Source organism: Burkholderia sp. 3C (assembly GCF_054589155.1).
Map to the genome: position 1 here is coordinate 885 of NZ_BAAILN010000065.1, position 20,006 is coordinate 20,890.

At 67.4% G+C, this 20,006-nt stretch carries 25 protein-coding genes; 12 read left to right on the top strand and 13 right to left on the bottom strand.

The genetic code is table 11. The features are described from left to right. Positions 1-34: 34 nt before the first annotated feature. Positions 35-577, top strand: a complete 543-nt coding sequence (locus ACYP33_RS10185) for a LysR substrate-binding domain-containing protein (protein WP_459621431.1) — start codon at positions 35-37, stop codon at positions 575-577. Positions 578-674: 97 nt separating this feature from the next. Further along, a complete protein-coding gene (locus ACYP33_RS10190) occupies positions 675-1,091 on the top strand; it encodes a hypothetical protein (RefSeq protein WP_414444599.1) in 417 nt (138 codons plus the stop codon). 67 nt (positions 1,092-1,158) lie between these two features. Here ACYP33_RS10190 and ACYP33_RS10195 read toward each other — a convergent pair whose 3' ends face one another. Next, complete coding sequence (locus tag ACYP33_RS10195) at positions 1,159-1,890, bottom strand: SDR family oxidoreductase (protein ID WP_459621405.1); 732 nt, start codon at positions 1,888-1,890, stop codon at positions 1,159-1,161. A gap of 71 nt (positions 1,891-1,961) precedes the next feature. Between ACYP33_RS10195 and ACYP33_RS10200 the strand changes: the two genes are divergently transcribed. Continuing rightward, positions 1,962-2,603 (top strand): TetR/AcrR family transcriptional regulator, encoded by a 642-nt coding sequence (locus ACYP33_RS10200; RefSeq protein ID WP_459621407.1) that lies wholly within the window; start codon positions 1,962-1,964, stop codon positions 2,601-2,603. 235 nt (positions 2,604-2,838) lie between these two features. Here ACYP33_RS10200 and ACYP33_RS10205 read toward each other — a convergent pair whose 3' ends face one another. Both ACYP33_RS10205 and ACYP33_RS10210 read right to left on the bottom strand, forming a co-directional pair. After that, on the bottom strand, positions 2,839-3,585 hold the full coding sequence (locus ACYP33_RS10205) for a glucose 1-dehydrogenase (protein WP_459621409.1): 747 nt from the start codon (positions 3,583-3,585) through the stop codon (positions 2,839-2,841). Positions 3,586-3,744: 159 nt separating this feature from the next. Beyond that, entirely contained in the window at positions 3,745-4,626 is an 882-nt protein-coding gene (locus ACYP33_RS10210) for a LysR family transcriptional regulator (RefSeq protein ID WP_459621411.1), read from the bottom strand. 237 nt (positions 4,627-4,863) lie between these two features. Here ACYP33_RS10210 and ACYP33_RS10215 point away from each other — a divergent pair, with 237 nt between their 5' ends. From ACYP33_RS10215 to ACYP33_RS10230, 4 genes are all read left to right on the top strand, one after another. Further along, entirely contained in the window at positions 4,864-5,481 is a 618-nt protein-coding gene (locus ACYP33_RS10215; RefSeq protein ID WP_459621413.1) for a glutathione S-transferase family protein, read from the top strand. Positions 5,482-5,512: 31 nt separating this feature from the next. After that, the gene (locus ACYP33_RS10220; RefSeq protein WP_459621415.1) at positions 5,513-5,905 is read left to right on the top strand and encodes a hypothetical protein; all 393 of its coding nucleotides are present in this window, start codon (positions 5,513-5,515) and stop codon (positions 5,903-5,905) included. A gap of 68 nt (positions 5,906-5,973) precedes the next feature. Then, a complete protein-coding gene (locus tag ACYP33_RS10225) occupies positions 5,974-6,450 on the top strand; it encodes a hypothetical protein (protein WP_459621417.1) in 477 nt (158 codons plus the stop codon). 54 nt (positions 6,451-6,504) lie between these two features. Next, positions 6,505-7,116 carry a superoxide dismutase gene (locus tag ACYP33_RS10230; protein WP_459621419.1) on the top strand — a complete coding sequence of 204 codons (612 nt, stop codon included), beginning with the start codon at positions 6,505-6,507 and terminating at the stop codon, positions 7,114-7,116. Between the two features lie 78 nt (positions 7,117-7,194). On the opposite strand, the gene ACYP33_RS10235 is transcribed toward ACYP33_RS10230, so the two are convergent. From ACYP33_RS10235 to ACYP33_RS10245, 3 genes are all read right to left on the bottom strand, one after another. Next, complete coding sequence (locus ACYP33_RS10235) at positions 7,195-7,356, bottom strand: DUF1328 family protein (protein WP_013697398.1); 162 nt, start codon at positions 7,354-7,356, stop codon at positions 7,195-7,197. A 51-nt stretch (positions 7,357-7,407) separates the two neighbouring features. Next, positions 7,408-7,596, bottom strand: a complete 189-nt coding sequence (locus ACYP33_RS10240; protein ID WP_414451972.1) for a DUF3008 family protein — start codon at positions 7,594-7,596, stop codon at positions 7,408-7,410. Positions 7,597-7,672: 76 nt separating this feature from the next. Next, positions 7,673-9,127 (bottom strand): RNA polymerase factor sigma-54, encoded by a 1,455-nt coding sequence (locus ACYP33_RS10245; RefSeq protein ID WP_414444589.1) that lies wholly within the window; start codon positions 9,125-9,127, stop codon positions 7,673-7,675. Positions 9,128-9,538: 411 nt separating this feature from the next. On the opposite strand from ACYP33_RS10245, the gene ACYP33_RS10250 reads away from it, so the two are divergent. Beyond that, entirely contained in the window at positions 9,539-10,309 is a 771-nt protein-coding gene (locus ACYP33_RS10250; RefSeq protein WP_414449848.1) for a DUF4397 domain-containing protein, read from the top strand. A 74-nt stretch (positions 10,310-10,383) separates the two neighbouring features. Here ACYP33_RS10250 and ACYP33_RS10255 read toward each other — a convergent pair whose 3' ends face one another. The 3 genes from ACYP33_RS10255 to ACYP33_RS10265 all read right to left on the bottom strand — a co-directional run bounded on the left by ACYP33_RS10255 (position 10,384) and on the right by ACYP33_RS10265 (position 12,351). Further along, positions 10,384-10,914, bottom strand: a complete 531-nt coding sequence (locus ACYP33_RS10255) for a DUF3005 domain-containing protein (protein ID WP_459621421.1) — start codon at positions 10,912-10,914, stop codon at positions 10,384-10,386. Between the two features lie 102 nt (positions 10,915-11,016). Further along, positions 11,017-11,925 (bottom strand): MipA/OmpV family protein, encoded by a 909-nt coding sequence (locus tag ACYP33_RS10260; protein WP_414449849.1) that lies wholly within the window; start codon positions 11,923-11,925, stop codon positions 11,017-11,019. 198 nt (positions 11,926-12,123) lie between these two features. After that, complete coding sequence (locus ACYP33_RS10265; RefSeq protein ID WP_459621423.1) at positions 12,124-12,351, bottom strand: hypothetical protein; 228 nt, start codon at positions 12,349-12,351, stop codon at positions 12,124-12,126. Positions 12,352-12,615: 264 nt separating this feature from the next. On the opposite strand from ACYP33_RS10265, the gene ACYP33_RS10270 reads away from it, so the two are divergent. Both ACYP33_RS10270 and ACYP33_RS10275 read left to right on the top strand, forming a co-directional pair. Next, positions 12,616-12,846, top strand: a complete 231-nt coding sequence (locus ACYP33_RS10270; protein ID WP_414444586.1) for a hypothetical protein — start codon at positions 12,616-12,618, stop codon at positions 12,844-12,846. A 36-nt stretch (positions 12,847-12,882) separates the two neighbouring features. Then, a complete protein-coding gene (locus ACYP33_RS10275) occupies positions 12,883-13,407 on the top strand; it encodes a PRC-barrel domain-containing protein (protein WP_459621425.1) in 525 nt (174 codons plus the stop codon). A gap of 88 nt (positions 13,408-13,495) precedes the next feature. On the opposite strand, the gene ACYP33_RS10280 is transcribed toward ACYP33_RS10275, so the two are convergent. The 4 genes from ACYP33_RS10280 to ACYP33_RS10295 form a co-directional block, all read right to left on the bottom strand. After that, the gene (locus ACYP33_RS10280; RefSeq protein ID WP_459621426.1) at positions 13,496-14,116 is read right to left on the bottom strand and encodes a DUF4142 domain-containing protein; all 621 of its coding nucleotides are present in this window, start codon (positions 14,114-14,116) and stop codon (positions 13,496-13,498) included. A 49-nt stretch (positions 14,117-14,165) separates the two neighbouring features. Next, complete coding sequence (locus tag ACYP33_RS10285) at positions 14,166-14,573, bottom strand: BON domain-containing protein (protein ID WP_414449850.1); 408 nt, start codon at positions 14,571-14,573, stop codon at positions 14,166-14,168. Positions 14,574-14,777: 204 nt separating this feature from the next. Then, positions 14,778-17,126 (bottom strand): hybrid sensor histidine kinase/response regulator, encoded by a 2,349-nt coding sequence (locus ACYP33_RS10290; protein WP_459621428.1) that lies wholly within the window; start codon positions 17,124-17,126, stop codon positions 14,778-14,780. Between the two features lie 106 nt (positions 17,127-17,232). Further along, positions 17,233-18,627, bottom strand: a complete 1,395-nt coding sequence (locus ACYP33_RS10295) for a sigma-54-dependent transcriptional regulator (RefSeq protein WP_414444582.1) — start codon at positions 18,625-18,627, stop codon at positions 17,233-17,235. Between ACYP33_RS10295 and ACYP33_RS10300 the strand changes: the two genes are divergently transcribed. Both ACYP33_RS10300 and ACYP33_RS10305 read left to right on the top strand, forming a co-directional pair. After that, positions 18,627-18,950, top strand: a complete 324-nt coding sequence (locus ACYP33_RS10300; RefSeq protein ID WP_414449853.1) for a hypothetical protein — start codon at positions 18,627-18,629, stop codon at positions 18,948-18,950. The genes ACYP33_RS10295 and ACYP33_RS10300 overlap by 1 nt on opposite strands. 63 nt (positions 18,951-19,013) lie before the next feature. Further along, complete coding sequence (locus ACYP33_RS10305) at positions 19,014-19,997, top strand: sigma-54 interaction domain-containing protein (RefSeq protein WP_414444581.1); 984 nt, start codon at positions 19,014-19,016, stop codon at positions 19,995-19,997. Positions 19,998-20,006: the final 9 nt, after the last annotated feature.

Here is a 20,006-nt window from a genome sequence, read left to right on the forward strand (position 1 = left end):
CTGATTCCGGCGCTGCCCGCGTTCGTGGCCGCGTATCCCGACCGACCGCCCTGTCGATCTGGTCGGCGAATCGCTCGACTGCGCGATTCGCGTCGGCAACGTGATCAGCGACGAGGTCGTCTCGAAGCGGGCGGGCGACGCCTGGAACATCGTCTGCGCGTCGCCCGCCTATCTGGCCGCCCACGGCGAGCCGGCCACGCTCGACGACTTGCAGCAACACGTCGGCGTGCATTACATCTCGCAAGTGACGGGCCGCGTGCAGCCGTGGGATTTCTCCGTCGACGGCAACCCGCACGCGCTGCGCATGAAAAGCGTGGTGACGGTCGACGACGCGGATGCCTACGTCGCCTGCGGCGTGGCGGGCCTGGGCATTGTGTGCGGCTCGTTCTATTCGTTGCGCCCGCAACTGGAATCGGGCGGCTTGCGGCGAATCCTCGCGCAATACGAAGTCTCGCCGCGCCCGGTGCATGTGATCTATCGCCCCGACCGCCACCTGCCGCGCAAGACGCGCGTGTTCATCGACTGGTTCTGCGGCATCTATGGCGCGTTGTCGGCGCAGATGGCCGGCCCTGCGTGATTCGTACCGTCACGACAAGACGCTCTGAGCGCATCGGCGCTCAATCCCCCGCGCACCGCCCCCTAGCATTCCCGTTTTGACCAAACCGGGAGTTCCCATGCATGCCCTGAGAAAACTGCGCGAAGCCGGCCCGCACACGGCCGCCGACGTCGAACCGCTGCTGGCGCCGCAGGTGGCGTTTCACAGCCCCATCTTCACGAAGGCCGTGACGGGCCGCGAGCGCGTGGCGCAGGTGTTCGCCCAATCGTCGGGCGTGCGCGCCGGGCGCTTCACGGGCGAATACCGGCTCGACGCCCGTACCACCCTGCTGCGCTGGGAAGGCAGCATCGCGGGGCGCAAGCTCGAAAGCCTGGAAATCATCGTGGACGACGAACATGGGCGGATTGTCGAACGCACCGTCGCGTTCCGCCCGTTCCCGGCGGTCGCGCTGTTCCGCGAGGCCGTGTATCCGACGCTGCACGAATGGATCGCACCGGAATACTGGAACTACGAGGACATCGCGCCGAACGCCTGAAGCACGCGCCCGGCGCGCCGAGGCAACATCGCCGCCCGCGCGCGATCCTCGCCCCACCCGCCAACGCTTACCAGGGCGTCGTGCCGCCGGCCTCGACGAACGTGCCGGACACCGCATCGTCGCCGAGCAACGCATACTTCACCGAGATTCTCGCGCCCTCCTCGACGCTCAGGAAACCTTGATGGCCGGTGAGATCGGTCTTCACGTAGCCCGGGCTCACCGAATTGACGACGATCGGCGTGCCCTTCAGTTCTTCCGCCAATTGCACGGTCAGCATATTGAGCGCAGCCTTGGACGCGTTGTAGCCGATCAGCCGCGCGTTGTAATACGGCGAGGACGGATCGCCGTTGAGCGTCAGCGAGCCGAGCGCACTCGACAGGTTGACGATGCGCGCTCGCGGCGCCTGCCGCAGCAGCGGCAGCATCGCCTGCGTCACGCTCAACGTGCCGATGAAGTTGGTGTCCATGATGCGGCGCGCGGCATCGGGCGATGCTGCGGTGGGCGCGCCGTCCTGGGCATCGACGATGCCCGCGTTGTTGACGAGGATATCGAGCCGGCCGTGCCGGGCGCGAATCGTCTCGGCGGCAGCGGTGATGCTTGTTTGATCGTTCAGGTCGATCGATACCGCTTCGGCGCGCACGCCCTGCGAGGCGAGGTCGTCGAGCGCCGCCTGCGCGCGGCCGGCATCGCGCGCGCCGACGATCACGAACACGCCGGCCTGCCCGAGCTGGCGCGCGATTTCCAGACCGATGCCCTTGTTGGCGCCGGTCACGAGTGCAATGCGGTTAAGGTCTGTCATCTGCCATCCTTGATCTGTTCGGTTGGGACACGAACACGATATAAAGAATCGTCCTGCCTGAGAATTCGCTTATGCCGTCCGCCACACCCATCCGTCTCACGCCCCGTAGAAAGCCGCGCCAAGCGCGTTCGACGGTCACGCTGCATGCCATTTTCGAGGCCAGCATTCAGGTTTTGCTGACCGACGGCCCCGAGCGCCTGACCACCACCAAGGTGGCGGATCGGGCCGGCGTGTCGGTCGGCACGCTGTATCAATACTTCCCGCACAAGCAGGCGCTGTTCTACGGCCTGAACGAACACTATCTGGAGGCGCTGGCCGAGAAGATCGAGCGCACCTGCCAGGCGCAGCACGGCGAGCCGATCGGCCGGATGATCGAGGTGCTGGTGGGAACGTATTGGGATACCAAGATGGAACGGCCCGACGTCACGCGCGTGCTGTATCGCTCGGTGGTCGATCTCGACAACGCGCCGCTGGTCGAGGCGTTCGCCCGGCGCGTCGATGCGGCGTCGGCGGCGATGTTCGCCAGCGCGGCCGATGCGGTGTTTCCTAATTTGGCGATCGTCAATCTGACGTTGCTCAACACCATCTTCGGCACGGTGCGCAGCGTGTTCGAGCGCGGCCTGCCCGACGACGAGGCGCGTGCGGTGCAGGCGCAAGTGATCCTGATGTGCCGCGCGTATCTGGATCGGCTCGGTGCGGCAAACCGGAAATAGGCGATGCCTCACGAACAGGTTGTGCGTACAACCTGTTCGGATCGGTACGTCAAACTGCGAAGCGCAGCCACATGCGTAAAAACCCGGTTGGCGATGAAGCGCCACCGGGTTTTTTCTTGCTACGCCGCGAAACCTTCGGCCGATAAGCCGGCAGGCCCGCGACGGCGCGTGGCAGGCGGGGTTCGCCTGCCCGCTATTGCTCGGTTCAGTTCAACTCAATTCCGCTCAATTCAGCTCAACGCATCCCGCCCGCCGCCAGCAGGTTCTCGCCTGTCAGCCAGCGCGCATCGTCCGAAGCCAGGAACACGGCGATATCGGCGATATCGTCCGGGCGACCGCCACGGCCGAGCGGCGTCTTGGCGATGAATTCGGCATCCATGCCCGAACCCGAAATGCCGGCCGTATGCGTGCCTTCGGTTTCCACATAACCGGGGTTGATCGCGTTGACGCGAATCTTGCGCGCGCCCAGTTCGAGCGCCAGCACGCCGGTGATCGCATCCACCGCGCCCTTGGTGCCCGTGTAGATGGCGGTGGCCGGCGGCGTGATGCGCGTCACGCCCGAGCTGATGTTGATGATGCTGGCGCCTTCGCCCAGATGCTTCGACGCGGCCTGCGTGACCAGCAGCAAGCCGAGCACGTTGGTATTGAACTGACGATGGAATTCGTCTTCGGTGATGTCTTCCAGCGCGCCGAACGCATACACGCCCGAGTTGTTCACGACGATATCGAGCGAGCCGTACGTATCGACAGCGGCTTGCACGAGGCTGGCCGCCTCGGCGGTTTTCGACACGTCGCCGCCGGCCGCCACTGCGCGCCCGCCTGCACCGGTGATCTCGCTCACGACCTTCTCCGCGCCATCCCGGCTGCTGGCGTAACCGACCACCACCGCCGCGCCTTCGGCGGCCAGCGCCTTGGCGATCGCCGCACCGATTCCCTTCGACGCACCCGTGACGAGTGCCACTTTTCCTTCGAGCTTGGCCATTCCGATCCTCATTTGCGGTAGACCGGGCGCTGCCAGGACGGCGGCACACCGGGGATGTCCACGAATCTACGCGCGGTCCGGGGCCGGAAAAAGTGGATCAAGCCGAATGAAGATGCCGGGTTTCGCAAACAATCGGAAACGGACCGGCTGCGTCGCGTGCTACCCGCCGTAACCGAGGTCGCTTCGCAAGCGCTCGACCGCCAGGTCGATGAAGCCCCGAATCTTCGCCGGGGTATGCAGCCGTTCGGCATACACGACATGCACGGGCATGGCCGGTTCCTCGAACTCGCTCAACACGGCCTGCAATGCGCCCGAGCGCAACTGCGCGGCGATCTGGTAGGCCGGCACGCGCGTCACGCCCATGCCCGCTTCGACGGCGGCAATCGCGGCATCGTTGGTATTGCAAAACAGCGCCGGGCCGACCCGCACCACGATATCGCCGGCGATGCCGAAGCGCCATTCGCCCGCGGCCCAGCCCGCCGTCGCGCCGACGACGCGGTGGCGCGCGAGCTCGTCGGGCCGCTCCGGCACGCCATGCTGGCGCAGATAGTCGGGCGACGCGCACACCACCCGCCGCACCGTGCCGACCATGCGCGCCACGTAGCTGGCATCGGGCAGATGTCCGATGCGCACGGCCACGTCGATGCCCTCCTCGACCAGATGCGTCATGCGATCGACGAACAGCGCATGGCCGACGAGCTTCGGATGACGTTCGAGAAACGCGTTGAGAATCGGCAGCACATGCATGCGCCCGAACAGCACGGGCGCGGACACGGTGAGCGTGCCGGTGGGCGCCGAATACGAACCGGCTGCCGCCGCCTCGGCCTGCTGCACTTCCGCGAGAATGCGGCGGCAATCGTCGAGGTAGCGCTCGCCCATTTCGGTGAGCTTGATCGAGCGCGTCGTGCGCACGAACAGGCGCGCGCCCAGCATGTCCTCCAGCAAGGCGATGGTGCGGGTGACGGTGGGCGGGCTCGCGTTGAGCAGGCGCGCCGCGCCCGCGAAGCCGCCGGCCTCGGCAACCTTCACGAACACGGTCATGGCGTGAAAGCGGTCGATGATGTTCCCCTCTCCGGGTGGCCCCGGCGCAAAGCCATTGTTTCGGCCGCCGCATGATATCCGGGCGGCGCCGACCCGTTAAGTGCGCAGCATTCGAAAAAACAAAAGAGTGCATTCCACCGATTGGCCGTTCCGCCGAACGATGCGACTCCTTACGCTTCAGTCATCCGGGCGGACTGGCCGCCGGGGGCTAACGAAATTGCACACGAGACTGCTCGCATGAAACTCTACTACGACGCATTGTCCGGACACTCGCACCGCATCCGGCTGTTCCTCTCGCTGCTCGACCAGCCGGTCGAGATCGTCAACGTCTCGCTCGCGGCGGGCGAACACAAGCAGTCCGAATTTCTGAAGCTGAATCATTTCGGACAACTTCCGGTTCTGGAAGACGACGGCACCGTGCTGGCCGACTCCGCCGCGATTCTGGTCTACCTGGCCAAGCACCTCGGCAAGACCGACTGGCTGCCCGAGGAGGCGCTCGGCGCGGCCAGGGTGCATCGCTGGCTGTCCGTGGCCTCGGGCGAGATCGCCTACGGCCCGTCCGCCGCGCGCCTGATCACGCTGTTCGGCGCGAAGCTCGACGCGCAGGAAGTCATCAAGCGCTCGCACGACATCCTCAAGCTGATCGACGCCGAACTCGACGGCCACGCGTGGATCGCCTCCGCGCAGCCGAGCATCGCCGACGTGGCGCTGTACAGCTACATCACGGCCGCACCGGAAGGCAACGTGGATATCTCCGGCTACGCCAACGTCAACACCTGGCTCAAGCGCGTCGAGGCGCTGCCCGGCTTCATGCCGTTCGCCCGCAACGCCGTCGGCCTGCGCGCGGCGGCCTGACGACGCTTCCCGCCACGAACGCGAACCGATCATGTCGAATACCCCGTCGTCGCCGGGCTGGGGCCTGCACGCATCGCCGTTTCACGAAGGCGAGCTGGCCGTGCAGGAGCGCGTGGGCGTGCGCGAAAAGATGGCGGTGACGGGGCGGCAGGTCGTGCGGGAATACCTGACCGGGCAGCATCGGGAATTCTTCGGACTGCTGCCCTATAGCTTTGTGGGCTCGGTCGATGCGCAAGGCCGGCCGTGGGCGTCGATCCTGCTCGGCCACGCCGGCTTTCTCGACGCCGTGGACGCCCAGACGGTCGCCGTGCAGGCCCGGCCGCTGCACGGCGATCCGCCCACGGCCCCGCGTCCGGAATCCACCGGACCCACCACCCCACCCGCCGTGGGGTCATTCCACCCGCCCATTCGACTATTTAAATAAAAATAATTATCATTCGCATTCATAGAGCAGCATCGAGCCTGCCCATCCGAGGACCCGAGAGGAACGTCATGCACACCGCCACCGCCGCCCCACCCTCCCGCGCAGACGACCGCGACGAGCTCGCGCGCTGGCGGCGTTCGATCACCTGGGGCAACCGCGCGTTCGACGAACGCGACTACGCCGCCGCCATCGCCCATTACGACGCGGCGGTCGCGGTAGCGGACGCCATGTACGGCCGCGTCGGCGACGCGGAAGCCGGCACGGCCGCGTGGGTGGTCGCGCATCACAACCTGGCGGACACCTACGCGCGGCTCGGCCGCAACTGCGACCAATGCCGCCATCTGTGCGCCGCGCACGCGCGCCTCTGCGACACGATGAACGGCGCGGCGCTGCCGATCCGCTGGCAAACCGCCGCGCAACGCCATTGCCGCCGCACCTATGCCGAACTGACGCACTACGTCGCGGGCCATCCCGACGACAACGCCGCCCGCAGCGCCTGCCAGCTCGGCGCGGCCGGCCCGGTGCACACGCTGATGCGCCAATAGCCAGCCACCCGACCCAAGCCATCGAACCCACCGCATCACCACCCGGAGCCGACCATGCCCTACACCCTGCCCCCGCTGCCCTACGCCTACGACGCGCTCGAACCGCACATCGACGCGCAGACGATGGAGATCCACTACTCGAAGCATCACCAGGCCTACGTGAACAACGTCAACGCGGCGCTCGAAGGCGCGGGCCTGCCGTTTCCGAGCATCGAGGAACTGGTGTCGGGCATCGAATCGCTGCCCGAGGCAGTGCGCGGCGCGGTGCGCAACAACGGCGGCGGCCACGCCAACCACAGCCTGTTCTGGAGCGTGATGGCGCCGAACGGCGGCGGTGCGCCGCAAGGCCGTCTCGCCACCGCGATCGACACCGATCTCGGCAGCTTCGATTCGTTCAAGGATGCGTTCACGAAGGCCGCGCTGACGCGCTTCGGCAGCGGCTGGGCCTGGCTCAGCGTGACGCCTGCGAAGAAGCTGGTGGTGGAGAGCAGCGGCAACCAGGACAGCCCGCTGATGACGAGCAACACGCCGATCCTCGGCCTCGACGTCTGGGAGCACGCCTATTACCTGAAATACCAGAACCGTCGCCCCGAATACATCGCGGCGTTCTACAACGTGGTCAACTGGGCCGAAGTCGCGCGCCGCTACGACGCCGCGCTCGGCTGATCACGCGCCCGTGCAATCGGGCGCACCATGAAAAACGGCCGCCATCGCTGGCGGCCGTTTCGTTTGTCGACTGCTTCGTTATCTTCGAATCACGCCAAGCAGCAGCGTCACGATGAAGATGATGACGAAGATGAAGAACAAGATCTTGGCGATTTCAGCGGCGCCGGCTGCAATGCCGCCGAAACCGAAGACCGCCGCGATGATGGCGATGATAAAAAAGATCACTGCGTAGCGAAGCATGTCTACCTCCAGGTTGAAAAACGATTCCCATGTCGTGAAGCGCTCAGGCCGTCACGACGTTCTCTTGTGTTGCGGCTTGTCCTTGGTCCGGGTCGCGGCCATGTCCTCGAGTTCGCGCTCGCTCATCGAGTCGTGCATGTCGCGCGACGCGCCCTTCAGATCCTTGACCTGTGTATCTCCACGCTTGGCCGACAATGCCGCGCCGGCCGCGTGCTGTTGCGCTTGCGATTTCGCTTTCATGGCCGCCTCCTCGTTCAGCATGACTGATGGATGGGATGGGAAATTCGAACTGCGCGTGCCGCGATGAAACGCGTGCTCAAATCGGCACGCGCCGACGCAGTTCGGCCGGCAGGATCTTCATCGCCTGCCGGTACTTGGTGACGGTGCGCCGCGCGAGCACCACGCCGCGCCCCGCCAGCCGATGCGCGAGCGTGACGTCCGACAGCGGCTCGCCGGCCGCCTCGGCCGTGATCATTTCGCGGATCAGCACCTTCGCCGCCGCGGCCGAACAGGCACCGCGCCCCGCCGCTTCGAGCTTGCGCGGGAAGAAATGCTTGAACTCGAACACGCCGTGCGGCGTCGCCATGTACTTGTTGCCCGTGGCACGCGAAATGGTGGACTCGTGCAGATCGAGCTCCTCGGCGATGTCGCGCAGCACCAGTGGCTTCAGCGCGATCGCGCCGTAGCGGAAGAAATCACGCTGCCGCGCGACGATGCATTCGCCGACGCGCTGGATCGTATCGAAGCGCTTCTGCGCGTTGCGGATCAGCCAGCGCGCTTCCTGCAACTGCTGACCGAGCGGCGATTGCACCGATTCGCTCGATTTCGCGAACAGCTCGGCATACAGCTTGTGCACGCGCGCACGCGGCATCACGGCCGGGTTGACCGTCACGACCCAGCGCCCGTTCACCTGGCGCACGATCACGTCGGGCACCACGTAGTCGCCGCTCGCGCTGCCGTAATGGTTGCCGGGGCGCGGATCGAGCTTGCGCACCAGCGCGCAGGCCGCACGCAGCGTGCGCGTATCGCAGCCGATGCGGCGCTGGATCTCGGCCGTCTCGCGACGCGCCAGGCGTTCGAGATGATGTTCGACGATGGTCTTCGCGCATTCCACATCGGGGCGGCCGGCCGGCATCGCATTCAGTTGCAGCAGCAAACATTCGGATAACGAACGAGCAGCCAAACCAGGCTTGTCCACCGACTGCACCAGCCGCAGCGCCACCGTCAGTTCCTGCTCGTTGAAGCAGACATCGGAATCGGCCACCGTCTCGGCCAGCTCGGTGAGCGTCTGGCGCAGGTAGCCGTCGTCGTCGAGCGCGTCGATCAACGTGCGCGCCGCCGCGCGGTCGCGCGGGTTCAGCGGATAGAGGCACAGCGCCTCGTGCAGATGCTCGTGCAGCGACGGCTCCATCACGATCCGCTCCGACGGCTCCAGGTCGTAGCTGTCGCCCGAGCGGCGCATCGCGCTGCCGCGCATCGAGGTCTCCGCCGTGTACGACATCTCGTTGTCGCGCGGCCCTTCCTCCGCGGTCACCAGGTTCGGCGCATCGGCCGATTCGGCGGATTCCGCGGCCTGTTCGGCTTGATCGAACGGCGTGCGCGTGTCGTCGTCGCCCGATACCTGCACGTCTTCCAGGAACGGGTTGGTGTCGAGCGCCTGACGCAGCTCTTGCTGAAATTCGAGCGACGATAGCTGAAGCAGCCGAAGCGACTGTTGCAACCGCGGCGTCAGCGTCAAGTGTTGTCGCATCTGTAGCGCGAGCGTGGACATCGGGTGCTCCTCGTCGATTGATTGATCCTGTCCCGACTTTCGCAACATTCGTACCAGGTTGCTCGAGCCTTGATGGACAAGGGCTCGACCTGCAAGCCGCAACACGCGTCACCGCCGACAAGGCATTTTTTACAAGCGGGTTCGCAAGATTTGGACCGTGAGCCCGACACCCCATGCAATGCGCTGTTGCGCGACGCAAAGCACGTGTATCGGTGGCGCGCCCGCGACCGCGCGATCGCGTGCGGGTACGAGTTCTGCTGGATGGAATCGCCCGCCGACCGCGCGGGTGCGGCGAGGGGGCATCGAAAAATGCGTTCGCCGCCGGGCTTCGGCCCGCTGGCCGCACGTCGTCGCGCGCATCGCGCCCGGCGACGCGCAAGCACAGAATCCAATCAGATCGGAGAACAAGACATGAAGGCAATTCGTACCCTCGCGGTAATGGCATCGGCCGTGGCGATGCTGGCCGCATGCGGTGGCAACGACGGCAACGACATCGGCACCATCATCGGCACCGCGAAGCCGCAGGCGCGCTTCATCAACGCCGTGCCGCTCGGCCCCAATCTGGACTACTACCTGAACAGCAAGCTCAACACGGCGAACGTGGCCTACAAGGGCGTGACGCGTTACGCCGATCTCGACACCGGCAACCAGACCACCTCGTACAACTCCACCGGCAGCAACACCGCGATCGCCTCGCAGGCCTTCTCGACCGTGAACGGCCATCACTACACGACGATCGCGCTGCCGAGCACGTCGAACTCGATCGCGGAGATCGACGATCCGTACGCCAAGGGCCTGCTGTCGGACAAGGCGCGCGTGCGCGGCTTCAACGCGTCGCCGAACGCGCAGAACCTCGACATCTACGTGGTCAATGCGGGCAGCACCAATATCAGCGCGAGCAGCCCGACGCTGGCGAACGTTTCGTATCAGAACGCGGTGCCGGCCTCGACGCAGGATTCGCTCTATCTGTCGGGCGGCAGCTATCAGGTGATCGTCACGACCGCCGGCTCGAAAACGCCGATCCTGACCACCCCGGCCGTCTCGCTGGCCAACAACGCGGATTGGCTGGTGCTGACGATCCCGGCCGGCGGCATCAGCGACGTGGTGCCGAACGACATCCACGTGCTGATCGCGCAGGGCAACGAGGCCGATGCGTCCGCGCAGGAACTCGGCCCGCAATAAACCGGCTGCTCACGCAAGAACGCCGCCGGCGCGAGCCGGCGGCGTTTTCGTATCGGGCGGCGCGGCGCGCGCCGTCAGCGCTTGGCGGCGTCCGACGGTTCGAGCCGGATCACGCGCTCGGTGCGTGCGCCATAGGTGCGGCCCGCATCGATGATGCCGGCCGCGCTGACCTGCCAGCCGAGCCGCGTTTCCACGGCCGGCGAGCCGTCGCCACGGCGGCTCGCGAAACCGGCCAGGCCGTCGTCGGCCGTGACCACGCTGTCGTCGAGCGAGGCGTTCGAGTGGATCTCGTTGTCATGCCAGAGCGGCGCGTCGCGATGCGCATCGAAGCTCTTGCCGTCGACGTCCACGCAACTGTCGGACGCGCCCATGTTCGCGTTGTCGAGCGTGACGATGCGGCTCGCCGCGCGGCGCACCGGATCGCCGTGTTCGCGTTGCGCATAGCGCTCGCGATCGATCGCCGGCAAGCCGGTGGGCGTTTTCGAGGCGATCCGTTCGGGCGTGAGCCTGCGATCGCCGGCCGCAACCGGCGCGCCGCCGATCGCGGGCGCGGGCGTCTTCACCGGGTTGGCTTCGGTGTGCGAATGATTCCGTGCCTGTTCCATTGTCTCCTCCTGGTCGGGGTGCCTTGCGCCGCGCGGGGCAAACCGCGCGGCAGGCATGGATGCAGCATCAGCGGTACCGGGTGAAACGACGCCGGACAATCCTTAGAACTGGTAATTGACCGAGACGTCCGCCACACCGTTGGTCGAGCGCTGCGTGAGCGGGCTGTTGCGTGCGCTGCCCACCAATTGCTCCAGCGCGCCATCCACCGTGACGAACCAGTGCTTGCGGACGAACCACACCATCGTCATGCCGACACCGTACGATTTCAGGCCTGCTTTCGCAGAATACGGCCGGTAGCCGGTGCGTGTCGATGCCTGCTGGTTGATACCGAACCAACTGTTCATATAGTTCGAATCGGCGAACGACACGGTCGGGCCGGCGAACCAGAAGAACTTCTCGGAGCTGCCCGGCAGCGGCATGTAGGCCGACAGATCGCCCACCCAGCCGTTCGAGCCGCCGATGCTGCGCCGCACATCGGCGCGCAGCACGATCGGCAGGTTCTTCGAGATCACGTAGTCGCCCGACAGCTTGATCAGCGGTGCGGGATTGATGTTGGGCAGGCCGTTCAGGTGGCCAAGATCGTCGGCGGAGCGGCGGCCGAGATCGTAGTTGATCGACAGCGTGGTGCGCCAGTTCTGGCCCTGCGCGAAGTTCACGCCGAGCCCCTCGCCCGTCGACAGGAAAAACAGGTCGCGGTAGCGCACGTCGAAGTTCGGGCCGGCCTTCACGCGGTATTGGTCGGAGCCTTCATAACGCGGCTGGAACGAGGAGGCGGCGCCAAAGCGCACCGACCACTGCTCGGGCGGCTTCGGATCGAACACCTTCTGGAGCGTGACGCCGGCCGAATACTGCCATTCGCCGAGCGGCGACGGGGTCTGCGCGCGAGCCGTCACGGCGGCGGCGCAGCAGACGGCGAACACGGTGAGCCGGGACGGCACGATCGCGCGGCGCGGCAACATCACCGGGCGGGGCGCAGACAGGGAAACGGAAACGGCACGGCGTCGAATCATCAGCTCATCCTCTTTATGTAATCGGTTCTTCCGGGAGCGTGCCGCCCCGCTGCTGCGCGGGTGCCGTTGCCCATGTTACTCGCGGCACGCGCGTTGCGGGTGCCGGCCAGCAAGCAGGTTCGCCACGCACGAACCGCTCCCTTTCGTCTGCCTCGGGTCTGCCCCCGGTCTGCCTCCGTCTCGCCGGCAACCGGCCCGTCACCTCCCCACGCGCTCGGGCGGTTCGCGCGACGGCGGATCGCCCTCGGGCGGTCGCGGCGTCGGCGGATCGGTCGGCCCGGGGTCGCCCTTGTCGGGCGGCGGGTCGGGATCGATCGCGGGGTGAGTCGGCTCGGGACGATGCAGCGAGATGCCGGCAGGCCGACCGGCGAATCGCGATGCATCGAACCCGGCGAACTGGGCAAACGAAGCGGAAACAAGCGCCACGGTCGGTCCTCCGGATGCAAGACAGCGGGCATTACTGCAATTCGCATGCCATGCGCGCCGGCGCCCGCGCCGTCAGGCCGGCAGCCCGAGTCGCAACCGCACGCCGCGACCTGTTCGACGGTTCGTGTGCATTCCTTACATCCGGCACTGAAAATTTTTCAGTTTTGAGACAGTCATCGACGTGACGCCGTGATGGCAGGCCGGCAAGCGGGCCGGCATGGAGCTTGCGCCACAGAATCACGAACCTACCGTGGAGGACCTGCGATGCCATCCCTTACCCACCCCGCTTCGCGAACCGAGGGCGCCGGGAGCAAGCCGGCGCCGAACGAGCGCGGCGCGGAACGCAGCACGACGCGCCGCGACGAGAAACAGATCGACAAGGCGCTCGAAGACACTTTTCCGGCCAGCGATCCGCCGGCCACCGGCGGCGTGACGCGGATCGATCCCGTGCCGGCCCACCAGCCGCCGGACCGCGGCGAACCGGGCTCGCCCTGAGCGCGGCGCGCAGCCCTTTCAGCAAGGAGGTCGATGATGAATCTGCATTCCCAAACTGGCACCGGCGAACGCATCGTCGGACGACCCGACCCGTCGGCAGGCCCCGGCCCGGACGTGATGGCCGCCGCGACGCTCGACGGCAACCGCGTGTATGCGACCGACGGCGAGCACGTCGGCCACATCAAGGACATCATGCTCGACGTGCGCGGCGCACGCATCGCCTACGCGGTGCTGTCCAGCGGCGGCGTGCTCGGCATCGGCGACAAGCTGATCGCCGTGCCGTGGCATGCGCTGACGCTCGATACCGATCGCAAGTGTTTCGTGCTGGCCGCCACCGCGCAGCAGGTGCGCGCGATGCCCGGCTTCGATCGCCATCACTGGCCGTCGTTCGCCGACCCGGCCTGGGCCGAGCCGCCCGCGACGAACCAGCCGGCCGCCGCGGCCACCGGCTGGGACCCCGACGACATCGGTCACTTCGATGTGGATACCGGGCTCGACATCGACGCCCCGCCGCACGAAAGCGCGCCGAACCAGCCCGAGCCGCGCGACGGTCGCCATTGATCGGTCGGGCGGTCATGTTTGAAGGAGCGTCCCGTGTGGGGACGCTCTCTTTTTGTCCGCGCGATGTGTACGCCGCCGCCGGGGTGCCTCAGCGGCCCACTTCGCGCGCGAGCTTCTGGGCCAAGCCCAAATGCTGGTGCAGCATCGGCAGGCTGTCCTGCGCGAACGCACGCAACTCGGTCGAATGGCCGCCGCGCGCCTCGGCCGAAAACAGCCGGATCGCCTGCCGGTGCGCGCCCGGCCCGGCGATCGCCACGTAGGCCACATCGAAATCGTGGCCGTGCTTGTTGCGCAGCGCGTCGATGTCGGGATCGACGATCATCGCGGCCTGCGCCGGCACGCCCTCCTTCGCGGCAAGCGTGCGCAACTGCTCGTTGGCGCGGCCGTGATCGTCGAGCATCTTCTTCGCGAACACACGCACGGCCGGCGATTCCGAGCGCTCGATCGCCAGTTGGCTCGCCTGCACCTCGCGTTTGCCGGCGAGCGCGGCCTTGTCGACGAATTCCGGATCGATGCCCTGCGGGCGCTTGGCGATCTCGCTGTCGCCCACCGGCGAAGCCGGCTTGACGATTTCGGCGCCGACGCTCGGGCTGGCGGCGGGCGGGTTGTGCGGCACCGGGTTCGGGTCGGTCTGGGCCGAAGCGGCGCAGGCCGCGCCGAGCGCGGCGGCCAGGGTGGCCGCGCGCAGGCGTGTCGTGACTCGACTCATCCTCGCTCTCCTCGTGAAATCGGACTGCGGCTGGATGACGACGTCGCGCTTACTTCGCGAGGATCGTCAGTTGGTCCTGCACCGAACGCACGCCCTTCACGCTCTTGACGGCCTGCACGGCGAGCGGCTTCTGCGCCTCGTCGGGCACGCTGCCGGTCAGCGTGACACGGCCCTGTTTGGTGCTGACGTGGACATCGCCGGACGACAGCCCGTCGGTCCCGACCAGGGCCGCCTTCGCCTTGGTAGTGAGGGTCATGTCACGCATCGACGCGCCGGCCGAATGCGTGGCCGACGCCACCTCGTCGCTGGCGGCCGCGTTCGCGTCGAGCGAGGCGGTCGCGCAGAACGCGGTGGCGGCGGTCAGGGCGATCGCCAGCAGGCCGCGCGCGGAGCGCGTGGCGACACGGCGGCGGTTCAATGAACGATGCGGGCGTTGACCTTCGGTGCGGTGCTTCATCGTGACCTCCAGGAATCGGGCCGGACGGGCCGGCGATATCGGGAGGCTCGCAACGCGCGTACCCGGCCGCCCCGCCACGCCGGGCAAGGCGAAGCGGGCGCGACGGTGCTTTTCGTCAAGCTGATTGCAAGATTTACGGAGCGGGGAACAGAAGCGGGAGAACGCGGGAAGAACGCGGCAGCCGTGCAACGTGGCCGCCGGCCCTCATTTGTCGATCGTGGAAGACGAAGACGGAGACGTCAGTGATCGCAGTGGCGCCTGCGTTGCGCGCAGGATCTCGCGCGCCAGCGTCTGCACATCGACCGGCTTGCACAGATAGCCGTTGAACCCGGCCGACAGCACGCGCCGTTCGTCGGTCTGCCCGGCATGCGCCGTCACGGCCAGCACCGGGGCGCTCGCGGCGGCGCGAGCGTCGCCGCGCAGCGCATCGAGCAGCCAGAAGCCGTCGCCATCGGGCATCGCCAGATCGGACAGCACGATGGTGGGTCGCGCCGCGTCGAGCCGCGTCAGCGCGTCGCGCCCCGACGAGGCCACCACCACCGCCGCGCCGAGCGTGGCGAGCGCGGCCGCCAGGCTGGTGCGCGAGGTTTCATCGTCGTCGACCAGAAGAATGCGCTGGCCGGCGAGATCGAGCCGCTCGCGCGTCAGCGTCGTGTCGCTGTCGCGGCTCGCCCACAGCACGGCGTCCGGCGTCTGCCAGCCGGCCGGCAGCGCCACTTCGAAACGGGTGCCGAGATCGAGGCCGGCGCTCGTCACGCGCACGCCGCCGCCATGCAGCTCGGCGATGTGCCGCACGATCGACAGGCCCAGCCCCAGCCCGCGCTTGGACGACGCCGGCGAGCCCTCGGCCCGCCGAAACGCCTCGAACACGTGCGGCAGGAAATCGGCCGGCACGCCCTGCCCGGTGTCGCTCACCGTCAGCAGCGCGCGCGAATCCTCGCGGGTCAGCCCGATCGTCACGCGGCCGCCGCGCGGCGTGAACTTGAACGCGTTCGACACCAGATTCGACAGCATCTGCCGCAGCCGCTCGGCGTCGCCCGACACGATGCAGGTGTCGAACGCGCAATGCGTGTCGAGCTGCACGCCGCTGCTGACAGCAGTGGTTTCGAACGAGACGGCCACATCGTTCATCACCCGCACCAGATCCACCGGCATCGGATCGAGCCGCAGCTTGCCGGTGGCGAGCGAGGACGCATCGAGAATATCGGCCACCATCCGCGACAGCGAACGCGCGCTGCGATCGATCGCGTCGATCGCCTGGCGTTGCAGCGCGCCGTCGATCGGGTTGCGCATCACCTCGACCCAGCCGTAGATCACGTTCAGCGGCGTGCGCAGCTCGTGCGAGACGACCGCCAGCAGCTCGTCCTTGAGCCGGTTCGAGGTGTCGGCCAGGCGCCGCGCATCGCGCGCGCCGCGCAGCCGGTGATCGGCACGGCGGTCGCGGCGGCGCTGCACGCGCGTGTCGCGCAGCGTCAGCGACAGCGCCACGCAGCGTTCGGCTTCGTCGAACACCGGCGAGGCGCCGAGCGTCGCGCGAAACCGCGTGCGGTCGGCGCGCAGGCACAGCAGGTCGAGCCCGGCCACGGCCTCGCGCATCTCGGCCACGGCGACGGTCAGCGGATGCCGCGCCTGCCAGCGCGGCGCCACCAGCATGCCGACGTCGCGTCCGAGCGCATCCGCCTCGGCATAGCCGAACATGCGCTCGGCGGCCGGATTCCAGCTCGTGATCAGGCGATCGACGCCCACCCCGATGATCGCGTCGGTCGAGGCATCGACCAGCCGGCGCAGCATCCGGTTCGCCATCGTGCGTTCCTGATCGGCGCTGACGTCGCGCAGCACCAGCACCGCACCGCCGCGCTCACCGTCGGCATCGCACCGCGGCGACACCGACATCGCCACCGGAATCCGCGCGGCCTGCCCCGCCGGCCGCAGCCATTGCAGGTCGGCCGCGCCGCCCTCGCCACCGGCCAGCACGCGGTCGAGCTGGGCCGAGCGCACGCGCTGGTCGTCGCCGTCGTAGGCATGGAACACGTCGTGGAACGGCTGGCCGCGCGCGGCGTCGGCATCATGGCCGGCCAGCGCGGCGGCCGCGGCATTCAGATAGGTGATGCGGGCAGCCGGATCGGTGACGATCACGCCCTGCGTCAGCGAGGCCAGCGTGGTTTCGTAGTCGCGGCGCTGCGCGGCTTCGCGGCGGCGCAGCGCATCGTTGGTGAGCCGGGCATGACGCAGCGCGGCCACCACCGCGCTGACCACGCCCGACACCAGCAGGAACATGCCGATTTCCAGCGCCTGCATGGCGCCGGATATCGGATAGGCCTGCGGGTCGCTGACGAACAGCAGCCAGATCAGCAGCGCGCCGACGAGCGACGCCACCAGGCCGGCGCCGAACGAGACGGTCCAGGCGATGCCCGCGATGAACGGGTAGTACAGCACCAGCGGCATGTTCGGGCCGCCGAAATGGACGAGCAGCGACTGCAGCACGGTCGGCATCGCGACGAGTGCGGCAACGATCACGCCATTGCGCATCCAGCCTGCTTCGAGTTGATTCATCTGATCGGCTCCCGTCCGCACCGCTTGGGCCGGACGCATCCCTTACCATCCGGGCGGGTCGCTGCGCAGGTTTCGCGGCACGGCGGCACGCCGTGGCGCGCTGCGCTCACGACGGCGCCTTGTCCGCTGCCGTATCCGTCCTGTCGCTCTTGTCGCCGCCTTCGATCTGCGCCAGGCGGTTGTAGATTGTCTTGAGGCTGATGTCGAGCACCTCGGCCGCATGCGTCTTGACGCCGCCGCATTGCGCCAGCGTACCGAGAATCACGCGCCGATCCACCTCCTCCAGCGTGGTGCCGAACGCCACCGACACCGTGTCGTCGTCGGCCACCACCTCGCCCGACACCTCGGTCATGATCGGCGCCGGCAGCGTATCGATCACGTCGCCGTCGTTGAAGATGCTGGCGCGCTGCACAAAATTGCGCAGCTCGCGCACGTTGCCCGGCCATTGGTAGCCGGACAACGCCGCCAGTGCAGGAGCAGCAAAATGCATGCCGCGGCCGCTCTCCTCGTTGAGCCGTTCGAGAAACGCCGCGGCCAGCATCGGGATATCCTCGCCGCGCTCGCGCAGCGGCGGCAGCGTGATCGGAAACACGTTGATGCGGTGATAGAGATCGGGGCGCAGCTTGCCGTTGGCCATCGCCGCGTCGGTGTCGAGGTTGGTGGCCGCCACGATCCGCACGTCCACGTCGAACTCGCGCGACGAACCGAGCCGCGTCAGCCGCCCGGTTTCGAGCACGCGCAGCAGCTTGACCTGCGACTCCATCGGCATTTCGGTGATTTCGTCGAGGAACAGCGTGCCGCCGTCGGCGCGCTCGAAGAAGCCCTTGTGCTGGCGGTCCGCGCCCGTGAAGCTGCCGCGGTCGTGGCCGAACATCTCGCTCTCCACCAGGTTCGCGGCGATCGCGCCGCAGTTGATGGCGAGGAACGGCCCCTTGCGGCGCAGGCTCAGGTCGTGGATCGTCTGCGCGGCCAGCTCCTTGCCGGTGCCCGATTCGCCCATCAGCAGCACCGACGCCTCGGTGCTCGCGACGCGGCTGATCGCGTCGTACATGGCCTGCATCGGCGGCGAATTGCCGAGCATGCGGCCGAAGCGGCCGAGCCGTTTCAGTTCGCCGCGCAGCGAGGCGATCTCCTCGTGCAGCACGCTGGTGCGCGGCACCCGCGCGAAGATGCTGTTCAGCCGCTGCATGTTGAGCGGCTTGACGAGGTAATCGGTGGCGCCGCGCCGCAGCGCGTCGATGGCGGTTTCGAGGCTGGCGTGGCCGGTGGTCAGCACCATCTCGCAGTGCACGCCCTTCGGCAATTCTTCGAACAGATCCATGCCGCTGCCGTCGGGCAGCATCAGGTCGCAGAGAATCAGATCGGGCGTGTGGGTGGCGAGCAGCTTGCGCGCTTCGGCCAGTGTCGCCGCCGTGTCGCAGCTCAGTTGCTGCGTTTGCGCGAGCACCGAAAGCATCTCGCGGGTGTCGGCGTCGTCTTCGACGACGAGAATGTAGGGCATTGACGCTCCGTCTCGGAACACGCTCCGGCGGGCATCGAGGCCTCGCGCCGGGCAGCGTGCAGCAGGAGCACCGGGCGCTGAACAACCCGATGACGCCCGGAAAGGGTGACCGACGGCACGACGCTGTCGATCTTGATAACGCCGACCGGGGCACCGGATCGGCCGCTTGGCCCGGCCTGTCGACTTGGCGTCCGGGGAGTATAGAGGACAACCTGTTGCACCCGGCCATTATCGTTTTTTTCTATCCGACCATGCCAGGCGTATTGGAATTTTCAATTCATGAACCGCAGGCAGATTCGGCTACGCTTGCGCTTATCTTATAAAAATTACACGCTTCACGGGGACCGTGTACGGAGACACGCTCTTCCACCCGAGATCCAACATTCATGTCGAAAACATCCAGCGACGGCCGCCGTCTGGCCGGCTCCTCGCCGCGCATCCAGGCGCTGCTGTCGAAAATCGAGAAGGTTGCCGCAACCCGCGCAAGCGTGTTGATCGTCGGCGAAAGCGGCGCCGGCAAGGATATCGCCGCGCGCCTGCTGCACGATGCCAGCACCCGCGCGGGCGGCCCGTTCGTGGCCGTCAATTGCGGCGCGATCCCGGCCGAACTTGCCGAATCGCAGTTGTTCGGCCATGAAAAAGGCAGCTTCACGGGCGCGGCCGCCCAGCACATCGGCTGGTTCGAAGCCGCAGCGGGCGGCACGGTGTTCCTCGACGAAATCGCGGAAATGCCGCGCGACATGCAGGTCAAGCTGCTGCGTGCGCTCGAATCGAACACCATCATGCGGGTGGGCGGCACCGACACGATCCCGCTCGACGTGCGGATCATCGCCGCCACCCATCACAATCCCGTCGATGCGATCCAGGACGGCCGGCTGCGCGAGGATCTGTTCTACCGGCTCGCCGCGTTCGCGCTGCATGTGCCGGCGCTGCGCCACCGCGAAGGCGACGTCGAGGACATCGCGCGCGACCTGGTGGCCGGGCTCAACGCCCAGCACGGCAGCGACAAGGCGCTGTCGGCGCAGGCGCTCAAGGCGCTGCGCGCCTATCCGTGGCCCGGCAACGTGCGCGAGCTGCGCAATGCGATCGAACGCGCCTTCATCCTGTCCGACGACCAGATCGAACTCGACCTGCCGCGCCAGGTGCCGCCGCGCGTCGACGTGCGCGACAACGTGATGTCGCTGCCGCTCGGCGCCACGCTCGCGCATGCGCAACAGCGCTTCATCGTCGCCTCGCTGCGTCATTTCGAGGGCGACAAGCCGCGCACCGCCAAGGCGCTCGGCATCAGCCTCAAGACGCTGTACAACCGGCTCGCGCTGATGCGCGAGCATGGCCTGGAGCAGGAACTCGAGGAAAGCGCGCGCCGCTGACGGCGCGCC